We start from the raw sequence: 9,036 nt of genomic DNA, 5'->3' as shown, positions 1-9,036 counted from the left end.
AAGCCCCTTCTCATATTCCTGAAAGAGCAACGGAATCAGAATACCGACATCCTCCCCTTCTGTATAGGGCAGATTCAGGAAGAGGCTGTTGTATACATTGAACTTGTTCTTTACGGATTTCTGAAATTCTGTTAGCCGCTCTGTCTGACTCATACCATTTGTGTTTTTTTTTCATTTCGGCTTATATGCCTGTTTGCCCTTCTCAAAGATCGGGATAAGCCCCTCAACGACCCGTACACTTAGCCTATTATAACAAAGTTGTGGAAACTGAACGTAAAACCAGCACGGAATCTAGAAAAACCGCTTATACTGCGCCACCCGAAAATCGAGGGTGGTATACTCAGGATCAGCGGCCTTCCGGGCTTTATACTCGGGTAGGCCACCAACCGCCCGGTTGGCCGAACCCGAGGGAGCTGTCAGAGAAACTGTCGTGATAAGCCGCTCAGCCGATCCTTCTCCCGGGATAAGAAATTGATGAATTCTGGGGATGGAATCCGAAACTCGCTCAAGGCGCAGGCCTTTTTCTTTCAAATGTCTTCTGAAAAGGTATTCCGGGCCATTTTTGCTATTTCCCCCGGTAAAGAGAAGCTGTTTTACTTTCGGATAGCGGCTGAGTAAAGAGAGTAGATCGCGGAGTTCGATATTTTTCATTCCCAGATCTGAGGCATCGATGTGTTCCCTCTCTGCCCGGTCGACAATATCGCAAATACCTATCCTCCGCTGAATGAGGAAATTTTTACGATGGGCGATCGCGGCATCCGTATTTTCAAATTTGAGGTCCAGCTCAAAAATCTGATTGAGGATGGGCCACAACTGCCCGTCTCGGCTCCCATAACAAAAATCCACATCCCCGGGCCGCAGTATTCCCTGTGTAAATCGGGGAGGAGGCAGGGTTCCCACGATCCACTTTTGAGCGGAATCAAACAAGAAGGGGGCATAGGGGTGTTTATGTTGAAATGGGGCCATTTAAGTCTGTAACGGTATCAAAAATAGACGATTTGAATCGATTTCGAACTCCTGATTACTTTCAAAAACCTCACAGAATTTGTAACTTAGAAAAACAACTGTCTGTTATGGGAAAAGGAGATCGAAAATCGAAGAGGGGAAAAATTGCCAATAAGACGTACGGGGTCCGGCGCCCGCGAAAAATACGCAAAAGGACTCCTGTGGAGGAGAAAATCAGTATCCGGGGTAAAACCTGAATTGGCACTCAATCCCTATAATCAAATGAGACCGTTCACCGGTGGATGACCTGCGGATTTAAAACAGGCTCAGAATGCCTGAATTATCTGACAAAAACCGGTTGGGATTCCTTTAAGGTGTGCTCCTGGCTAAACTCGTAACCTTCATAGTTAAAGCCCCTGATCTGCTCCAGCGTCTCTATGTGGTGGTCGATAATATAACGCACCATAGACCCCCTGGCTTTTTTCGCGTAAAAGCTGATTACTTTAAGTTTGTCCTTGCTCCAATCCTTGAAGACCGGGGTAACCACCGGCACTTTAAGTTGCTTTGAGTCTACAGCACTGAAGTACTCATTACTCGCCAGGTTGACAAACAGCTCACCTTCTTCCAGTTCTTCATTCAGGTGCTTTGTAACAGCACCTTTCCATACCTCGTAGAGATTCTTTTTCCGGCCCACCTGTAGTTTGGTTCCCATCTCCAGACGATAAGGTTGAATCAGGTCCAGGGGCCGCAAAAGGCCATAGAGTCCCGAGAGTATTCTCAGGGAATCCTGAAGGGCATCGAGTTGCCCGGACTTGAGGGTATAGGCATCCAATCCCTGATAGACCTCCCCGTCAAAGGCAAAAACGGCCGGTCGGGCATTTTCCGGTGTAAAGGGGATCGAAAAATCCTGGTTTCGCTCCCAGTTCAATGCAGCCAGGGTATCGGAGATTCCCATAAGGTTGGATAGCGCTTTGGGTTTCTTTTTAGCCAGTACTTTATTGATTTTTACTGCTTGGTCTAAGAAAAGGGGATCAGAATGGCGTTCTGTCGGAAGGGGAGATTCGAAATTCAGTGACTTTGCGGGAGAGATTACTATTTTCATGGTCCGTACCTTAAGACGTTCGTAAAGACGAAAGTACAATGTAAAGCGAACTTGAGGACCGAAATCTCAAAGGACTTTTTTATAGTTCTATCAATCCTTCTTATTCGTCGGTGACATGACGGGTATAGTGGCGCCATTTCTCAATACAGGCGGTCATGTCTTGTGGGAGGTCAGCCCGAAAGGCCATCCACTCTCCGCTCTCAGGATGCGTAAAGCCCAAGGTGTGGGCATGAAGTGCCTGGCGGGGTAAAATCGCAAAGGCATTTTCGACAAATTGACGGTATTTGGTAAATGTAGTTCCCTTCAGGATCCGATCGCCTCCATAGCGCGCATCGTTGAAGAGGGGGTGCCCCAGGTATTTCATATGAACCCGAATCTGGTGGGTACGCCCGGTTTCCAGGCGACAGGATACCAGGGTGACATAGCGGAAACGCTCCAGTACCTCGTAGTTTGTTTTGGCCTCTTTGCCCTGTTCCCCCTCCGGAAAGACTTGCATTTGCAGGCGGTTTTTGGGATTCCTCCCTATAGCGCCTTCCACACTCCCCTGATCTTCCTCAACATTGCCCCAAACCATGGCAATATATTCCCGTTCCGTGGTTTTTTCAAAAAACTGACGAGCCAGGTGCGTCATCGCCTGTTGCGTTTTTGCGATAACCAGGAGTCCGGTGGTATCCTTGTCGATACGGTGTACCAGTCCCGGGCGGTTATCCGAATTCATTGGTAAATCATCCAGGTGATGTGCCAGGGCATTGACCAGGGTACCCGAATAATTCCCATGACCCGGATGGACGACCATTCCTGCCGGTTTATCAATGACCATCAAGGCGTCATCTTCATAGACAATGTTTAGCGGAATCGCCTCTGGTTTTATAAGGTTTTCATATGGGGGATGCTCAAAAAGTACCCGGACGATATCTCCGGATTTCACCCTGTAGTTCTGTTTGACGACCTGATCGTTGACCCTGATATTGCCGTCACGGGCAGCTTGCTGAATTTTATTTCGCGTGGCATTGCGAATAAGATTCATCAAATATTTATCAATGCGCAACGGCTCCTGGCCGGAGGCAGCCTCAAAGCTGTAATGCTCAAAGAGTTCCGCTTCCCCGGGATCGTCATCCTCGTGTCCGTCGGGAAGCATTACTCTGTCTGCGCTTTAATCCGGGCCTCTTCAGGGACCGTACCATTGCCGCAGACCAACTCGATAGTTGAAGTTCTCGCAAGTTTATCACCGGGTTTGATGTACTTTCCTTCAAACCGGATGCGATACACCATATCCTTCCCCAGTTCATCTATGTACGTCACCTTGTCCACGTCCAGACCAACGGCCCTAAGCATGGAAGTCGCATTGCGGCGGGTGACCTGAATGATGTCGGGAACAGAAACTTTTTTATACCCTGACGGGTTTACGGTTACATAAATCTTTCGATTCTTTTTGACTTTACTGCCCGCCGGGGGGTTTTGTTCAATTATTGAAAATCGGGGATACTGCGGGTCAAAATTAGCAGAATCCACCACTTCATATCGCAGGTCCTTCAGAGCGAGTACATCCCGCATCTCAGTGACCGATTTTTTGGATAAATCCGGAACCTGAACAAATTCTCCGTGGTCTGTAGTGCTTTTCAACCATTGCATGGAAAGAAAAATAAGCACCCCCGACACCAGCAAGGCCAGTCCAAGCTGTATTAGGAAGGTTTTGGAGGTCAGAAAACTCAGAAAGTTTCGCATTAGGATGGTGTTGTCCGCACAAATATAGGAAACCGCCTTGTTTTTTATTTATTTTGGAGTGGGATATCACTTGTTGATCTAAATCTCCCCGAGCGCAGGATGAAAAAAAATATCGCAATAGTCATGGGAGGGTATTCGAGCGAATACGATATTTCCCTGAAAAGCGGGCAAACGGTGTTTGAGTCGCTTAATCGTGAGCTTTACCGCCCTTACAGGGTAATTATCAGGCGCGAAGGTTGGATACTTCTGGACGATCAGGGGAAAGAGTTCCCTATCAATCGGCATGATTTCAGTGCTACACCAGATGGCACCCACCTTTTATTTGATTGCGTCTTTAATGCGATACACGGGTCACCCGGGGAGGATGGGCTGCTACAGGCCTATCTGGATCTGCTGGATATCCCCTACACCTCATGCGGTTTTTACCAGGCTGCACTTACTTTTAACAAACGGGATCTGCTGAGCGTACTCAAACCCAGGGGGATTTACTGTGCACAGTCTTACCAGCTCGATAAAGGGTCTGAAATCCGTCCTGATGAGATACTTGAACGGGTGGGACTCCCTTGTTTTGTAAAGGCGAACCGGGCGGGGAGTAGCTTCGGTGTGACCATGGTCAAAAGACCTGAGGAACTGCAAGCTGCTATAGAGGTAGCCTTTCGGGAAGACGATGAAATTCTTATTGAAACGGCCCTGAAGGGAACTGAAGTATCCGTGGGAGTATTGCGATATGAGGATGAAGTACAGGTACTGCCCATTACCGAAATTATTCCCGAAGGAGATTTTTTTGACTACAGGGCCAAATACGAAGGTAAATCCAGGGAGATCACGCCTGCCAGAATTGAGTTAGGGTTACAAAAAAAGGTGGAGGATACCGCCATATTTATCTATGAAACTCTGAAAATGAAAGGATTCAGCCGCAGTGAATTCATTATTGTTGACCAAACTCCGTATTTTCTGGAGATGAATACCATCCCGGGGCTGACTGGGGCGAGTATTTTACCCGAGCAGGCCCTGGCGGCCGGGATAACTTTACCCGACCTCTTTGGGAGCGCCATTGAAACAGCTCTGAAAGAGAAATCAAAATTTTAATAGTCCTTAAATACCACCTATGAAACGCGCCATTTTCCCGGGATCTTTTGATCCTATCACCCTTGGACACTACGATATTATCCAACGCGGGATCTCCCTTTTTGACGAAGTGATTATCGCCATAGGTGAAAATGCCGAAAAGTCTTATATGTTTACCATGGAACAGCGAATGGGCTTTATTGAAGAGGCATTTAAAGATGAAAAGCGTATCCGTGTGACTTCCTACAGCGGCCTTACGGTTGATTTTTGCAAAAAGGTCCATGCTGATTTTATCCTCAGAGGGCTCAGGAACCCCGCAGACTTTGAATTCGAAAAAGCCATTGCGCATACCAACCGGAAACTCTCTGAGATTGAAACTGTATTTTTACTGACCTCATCCGGTAAGTCGTATATCAGTTCCTCGATTGTCCGGGACGTGATCCGTAATGGGGGGGATTATACCGGACTGGTACCCGATACAGTCCGGTTTTAATTTGCCTTTTCAGGCCATTTTCGGCCGGTTGGGAACCCTTCTAAATCCCTTAATTTAATGCGTTACCATTATATAGTATCATTCCTTTTACCCCTCACCTTGGCATTGGTGTCGAGTTCCTGCGTTGAAAACACGGAAAAAGCATCTCCCGCCCTCGAAACTCCTTTTGAAAAAGGGAATGGGAACACTACGGCTACCTATGATGAGCTCATGGAGTTCTACCGGGGCCTGGCCCGGGAATACGCTGAAATCAATTTACAAACCCTGGGGGAAACCGATAGCGGAGAACCCCTGCACCTTATAACCTACAACCCCGAAGGCGGATTTGACTTTCAAAAACTGCGAGAGGAAAAGCTCATCCTACTCATTCTCAATGGCATTCATCCCGGGGAACCTGACGGTATTGACGCCACAAGCCTGTTGATGCGGGATATGGCCAGCGGGAAGGTACCGGTACCGGAGAATGTCGTCATTTCGGCCATTCCTGTCTACAATATCGGAGGGGCACTGAACCGGAACAATGCTTCGCGGGCCAACCAGAATGGTCCCGAATCTTATGGTTTCAGGGGAAATGCGAGGAACTACGACCTCAACAGGGATTTCCTGAAAATGGATACGGGAAATGCCCGCACATTTGCTTCCATATTCAGGATGGTTCGCCCCCATTTGTTTCTCGATACCCATGTCAGCAATGGTGCGGATTATACCTATACGCTTACCCATCTTTTTACACAGCACAATAAACTGGGGGGTCCCGGGGGGAATTTTCTCGAGAACACCTTGCGGCCCGGACTTGAAAAAGCGTTGCGGGATAAGGGCTGGCCGATCACTCCCTACGTCAATGTTTTCAACCGCCCGCCGGATGGCGGGTTTAGTCAGTTTATGGATTACCCCAGATATTCCACGGGGTATGCGGCCCTCTGGAATACGCCAGGGCTTATGGTGGAAACCCATATGCTCAAGCCCTATGCCTCCCGGGTTGAGGGCACCTACGAACTCATGCGACAACTTATTGGCCTGGCCGAAATACATGGGGATTCCCTGAAAATACTCCCGGAAGTGTCTAAGGACTACTACCGGGACGGGGATTACTATCCGTTTGATTGGGAAATCGATTCCACAGCCTTCCAGGACCTCCATTTTATGGGGTATCAGGCGGATACTATTGTCAGTTCGGTCACGGGGTTTCCCAGGCTTAAATACAACCGGCAGGAATCTGTAAACCTAAAGGTCCCTTATTACAATCAGTTTATAAATCTGGATTCCATCAGGATTCCCAGAGCCTATATCCTGCCCCGGGCCTGGAACCGTGTACGCCGACGACTGGATTGGAATGGAATTAAGTATAAGGAGTTTGAAGCGGACAGCACACTGGAAGTAACCCGGTATCGTATTGAAGATTACAAAACGTATTCTCGCCCCTATGAGGGGCATTACCCCCATTTTCAAACCCAAATTCAAAAAGAGGCAGAGTCGGTAACCTTTCATGCGGGTGACCTTTGGATACCAACCACCCAGGAAGGCGTTCGCTATCTTCTGGAGACCCTGGAACCTGAGCTCCCTGACTCCTTTTTCAACTGGAATTTTTTCGATCCGATCCTCCAGCAGAAAGAGGGCTTTTCACCTTACGTCTTTGAAGACACGGCTGCGGAGTTGCTACGATCCGACCCGGAACTCAGAATGGCTTTTGAACAAAAAAAGAGTGAAGATTCCGAATTCAAAGAAAACGCATACGCCCAACTGGAATGGCTTTTTAAACGAAGTCCGAATTACGAGGCTGCGCATCTGAAGTACCCGGTCTACCGGGTGGAATGATGGCCTTATTGGGAAGGGGGTTCAAAGAGAATACGAATATTGATGTAGGAGTTTTCAAGGGCTTTTCGGATTTTTTCGGGCCCTTTCCACTTAACCTTCACGATGCCTTCCTTTTCTTCACCGACCAAAACACCGTCGTATTTGGTTTTCATGGCAAACCAATGCACTTCTTTCAGGCGTAATTTCCCATTGCGCTTAAAAATATGGTAGGTAGTTCGCAGGAAATTCTCAATGTGCAGGTCCTGCACCCCGGTCTCCTCCTCCACCTCACGAAGCGCACACTGCTCCAGGTTTTCCTTTTTCTTGATAACCCCTTTGGGCAAATCCCATTTGTCGTTGCGATAGATAAACAGGACTTTCCCCTTTTTGTTGGTCACTACCCCGCCTGCGGCCACAACCAGGGGGATATAACTGGAAAATTTATTCAGTATTTCTTCGTGATTGGGGTGGTACACAAAAGCATTATCAAACTTTTTTTTCCTTAGACCTTCCACAGCGCTCAGGACTTCAGCTTTATTCATCATGAAGTAAGGTCCTTCCTCCTTGTCCCGAATTTTATCTGTAAGAATCAGGGGCCGCTCATTCACAAAAACTTTATACATTTACACCATGGTTTTAGATACCGATACTGCGCTTAAAACAGCTGAGCTACTGCTACAAATAAATGCAATAAAATTAAGACCTGAAAATCCCTTTACATGGGCTTCTGGCTGGAAATCTCCGATTTATTGCGATAACCGTGTCCTGTTGTCCTACCCGCCCATTCGAAATTACGTGCGGGAACAAATGGCCCGACAGGTAGAAAAGCACTACGGACGGCCCGATGTGATTGCCGGAGTTGCTACCGGAGCCATCGGAATCGGAATCCTGGTGGCCGAACAGCTGGGACTTCCCTTTATCTATGTGCGCCCGGAACCCAAAGGGCATGGACGCCAAAACCAGATTGAGGGTTATGCCGAAAAAGGCCAGTCCGTTGTAGTGGTGGAAGACCTGATCAGTACGGGTCAGAGCAGCCTTAAAGCGGTGGATGCCCTGGAAGCTGCCGAACTCAAAGTTAAAGGTATGTTTGCTATTTTCAGTTATGGCTTTGACCTGGCCGAAGCCCGGTTTAAAGCCAGAGGGCTATCGCTTAATACACTTAGTAATTATGAATCGTTGATCTCCCAGGCGTTAAAAACAGGGTACATTGACCAGAACCAACTCGAAACCCTGAAGTCCTGGAGAGAAAACCCTGAAAAATGGAATCCCTGATATGCATTTAGAAGCACCAGTCAATCAAGTCGGTAAATCGAAAAAGGAAGTTTACGAGTTCCTCACCAACCTTTCGAATTTTGAGCAGTTAATGCCCGATTCCATACAGACTTTTGAAGTCCTGGATGAGGACACCTTTCGGTTTGCACTCAAAGGAATGCCCGAGATCGTCCTAAGACGAAAGGAGCAAACCCCCTATGATAAGATTGTACTTGGGGCCGCGAGCGACAAACTGCCCTTTACCCTCACGGCAGACATAAGGGAAATTACGGCTGAACAAACTGAGGTCGCCCTGAGTTTTGACGGAGAATTCAATGCCATGATGGCCATGATGATCAAAGGACCTATCGGCAATTTCCTCAATACCCTGAGCTCCAATATGAATTCCATTTAAGACTTCCCCCAACACTTTGAGGATCGCGCCGGGCAGCTCTGCGGTCCTTTCAGATATTCCCATCGGGGAATTGCAATTCTTTATTGGCAAAAGATTCAACAGAGCCATCCGAGTGTTCTATCTGAAGTAAACCCACAGGGCTCACCCCCCGTATTATTCCTTCGAATGGACTTCCGTCCTTCCTTTTAAACGCGGCAGGGATATCCTTTAAATAGAGATGTTTTTCATAATCCCCTAAAACGC

The 9,036-nt window shown here is 47.7% G+C and carries 11 protein-coding genes and 1 pseudogene; 6 read left to right on the top strand and 6 right to left on the bottom strand.

Translation table 11 applies throughout. From position 1 onward, the window contains the following. Positions 1 to 291: 291 nt before the first annotated feature. Positions 292 to 966 (bottom strand): uracil-DNA glycosylase family protein, encoded by a 675-nt coding sequence (locus tag WBV75_RS07140; RefSeq protein ID WP_424119946.1) that lies wholly within the window; start codon positions 964 to 966, stop codon positions 292 to 294. 107 nt (positions 967 to 1,073) lie between these two features. Here WBV75_RS07140 and WBV75_RS07135 point away from each other — a divergent pair, with 107 nt between their 5' ends. Further along, on the top strand, positions 1,074 to 1,202 hold the full coding sequence (locus WBV75_RS07135; protein ID WP_424119945.1) for a 30S ribosomal protein THX: 129 nt from the start codon (positions 1,074 to 1,076) through the stop codon (positions 1,200 to 1,202). Positions 1,203 to 1,285: 83 nt separating this feature from the next. On the opposite strand, the gene yaaA is transcribed toward WBV75_RS07135, so the two are convergent. From yaaA to WBV75_RS07120, 3 genes are all read right to left on the bottom strand, one after another. Next, positions 1,286 to 2,047: a peroxide stress protein YaaA gene (gene yaaA, locus WBV75_RS07130; RefSeq protein ID WP_424119944.1), complete on the bottom strand. Its 762-nt coding sequence runs from the start codon at positions 2,045 to 2,047 to the stop codon at positions 1,286 to 1,288. A 100-nt stretch (positions 2,048 to 2,147) separates the two neighbouring features. Next, positions 2,148 to 3,185: an RluA family pseudouridine synthase gene (locus WBV75_RS07125; protein ID WP_424119943.1), complete on the bottom strand. Its 1,038-nt coding sequence runs from the start codon at positions 3,183 to 3,185 to the stop codon at positions 2,148 to 2,150. Beyond that, a complete protein-coding gene (locus WBV75_RS07120; protein ID WP_424119942.1) occupies positions 3,185 to 3,772 on the bottom strand; it encodes a PASTA domain-containing protein in 588 nt (195 codons plus the stop codon). Before WBV75_RS07120 ends, WBV75_RS07125 begins: the two co-directional genes overlap by 1 nt. A 99-nt stretch (positions 3,773 to 3,871) precedes the next feature. On the opposite strand from WBV75_RS07120, the gene WBV75_RS07115 reads away from it, so the two are divergent. The 3 genes from WBV75_RS07115 to WBV75_RS07105 all read left to right on the top strand — a co-directional run bounded on the left by WBV75_RS07115 (position 3,872) and on the right by WBV75_RS07105 (position 7,148). Continuing rightward, positions 3,872 to 4,861 (top strand): D-alanine--D-alanine ligase, encoded by a 990-nt coding sequence (locus tag WBV75_RS07115; protein ID WP_424119941.1) that lies wholly within the window; start codon positions 3,872 to 3,874, stop codon positions 4,859 to 4,861. 19 nt (positions 4,862 to 4,880) lie between these two features. Next, positions 4,881 to 5,333 (top strand): pantetheine-phosphate adenylyltransferase, encoded by a 453-nt coding sequence (coaD, locus tag WBV75_RS07110; protein ID WP_424119940.1) that lies wholly within the window; start codon positions 4,881 to 4,883, stop codon positions 5,331 to 5,333. A gap of 108 nt (positions 5,334 to 5,441) precedes the next feature. Continuing rightward, a complete protein-coding gene (locus WBV75_RS07105) occupies positions 5,442 to 7,148 on the top strand; it encodes a M14 family metallopeptidase (protein ID WP_424119947.1) in 1,707 nt (568 codons plus the stop codon). Between the two features lie 5 nt (positions 7,149 to 7,153). Here the strand turns inward: WBV75_RS07105 and WBV75_RS07100 are convergent, their stop codons facing one another. Beyond that, a complete protein-coding gene (locus WBV75_RS07100; protein WP_424119939.1) occupies positions 7,154 to 7,750 on the bottom strand; it encodes an NUDIX hydrolase in 597 nt (198 codons plus the stop codon). A gap of 7 nt (positions 7,751 to 7,757) precedes the next feature. Here WBV75_RS07100 and pyrE point away from each other — a divergent pair, with 7 nt between their 5' ends. Together pyrE and WBV75_RS07090 are read left to right on the top strand one after the other, a co-directional pair. After that, complete coding sequence (gene pyrE / locus WBV75_RS07095) at positions 7,758 to 8,399, top strand: orotate phosphoribosyltransferase (RefSeq protein WP_424119938.1); 642 nt, start codon at positions 7,758 to 7,760, stop codon at positions 8,397 to 8,399. 1 nt (position 8,400) lies between these two features. Beyond that, positions 8,401 to 8,793 carry an SRPBCC family protein gene (locus WBV75_RS07090; protein WP_424119937.1) on the top strand — a complete coding sequence of 131 codons (393 nt, stop codon included), beginning with the start codon at positions 8,401 to 8,403 and terminating at the stop codon, positions 8,791 to 8,793. A 49-nt stretch (positions 8,794 to 8,842) separates the two neighbouring features. On the opposite strand, the pseudogene WBV75_RS07085 reads toward WBV75_RS07090, so the two are convergent. Further along, positions 8,843 to 9,036 (bottom strand): annotated as a pseudogene (locus WBV75_RS07085) (biotin--[acetyl-CoA-carboxylase] ligase); the annotation flags it as partial.

The organism is Robiginitalea sp. (assembly GCF_049588695.1).
Classification (GTDB): domain Bacteria; phylum Bacteroidota; class Bacteroidia; order Flavobacteriales; family Flavobacteriaceae; genus Robiginitalea.
The sequence above is the reverse complement of the archived record's forward strand: the minus strand, read 5'-3'. Positions and strand labels throughout refer to the sequence as shown.

What these genes read in the sequence shown, in the direction of transcription:
- WBV75_RS07115 (WP_424119941.1), top strand. Translation starts at nt 3,872, where the DNA reads ATGAAAAAAAATATCGCAATAGTCATGGGAGGGTATTCGAGCGAATAC.
- WBV75_RS07135 (WP_424119945.1), top strand. Translation starts at nt 1,074, where the DNA reads ATGGGAAAAGGAGATCGAAAATCGAAGAGGGGAAAAATTGCCAATAAG.
- WBV75_RS07090 (WP_424119937.1), top strand. Translation starts at nt 8,401, where the DNA reads ATGCATTTAGAAGCACCAGTCAATCAAGTCGGTAAATCGAAAAAGGAA.
- WBV75_RS07120 (WP_424119942.1), bottom strand. Translation starts at nt 3,772, where the DNA reads ATGCGAAACTTTCTGAGTTTTCTGACCTCCAAAACCTTCCTAATACAG.
- WBV75_RS07140 (WP_424119946.1), bottom strand. Translation starts at nt 966, where the DNA reads ATGGCCCCATTTCAACATAAACACCCCTATGCCCCCTTCTTGTTTGAT.
- WBV75_RS07100 (WP_424119939.1), bottom strand. Translation starts at nt 7,750, where the DNA reads ATGTATAAAGTTTTTGTGAATGAGCGGCCCCTGATTCTTACAGATAAA.
- pyrE (WP_424119938.1), top strand. Translation starts at nt 7,758, where the DNA reads ATGGTTTTAGATACCGATACTGCGCTTAAAACAGCTGAGCTACTGCTA.
- WBV75_RS07125 (WP_424119943.1), bottom strand. Translation starts at nt 3,185, where the DNA reads ATGCTTCCCGACGGACACGAGGATGACGATCCCGGGGAAGCGGAACTC.
- coaD (WP_424119940.1), top strand. Translation starts at nt 4,881, where the DNA reads ATGAAACGCGCCATTTTCCCGGGATCTTTTGATCCTATCACCCTTGGA.
- yaaA (WP_424119944.1), bottom strand. Translation starts at nt 2,047, where the DNA reads ATGAAAATAGTAATCTCTCCCGCAAAGTCACTGAATTTCGAATCTCCC.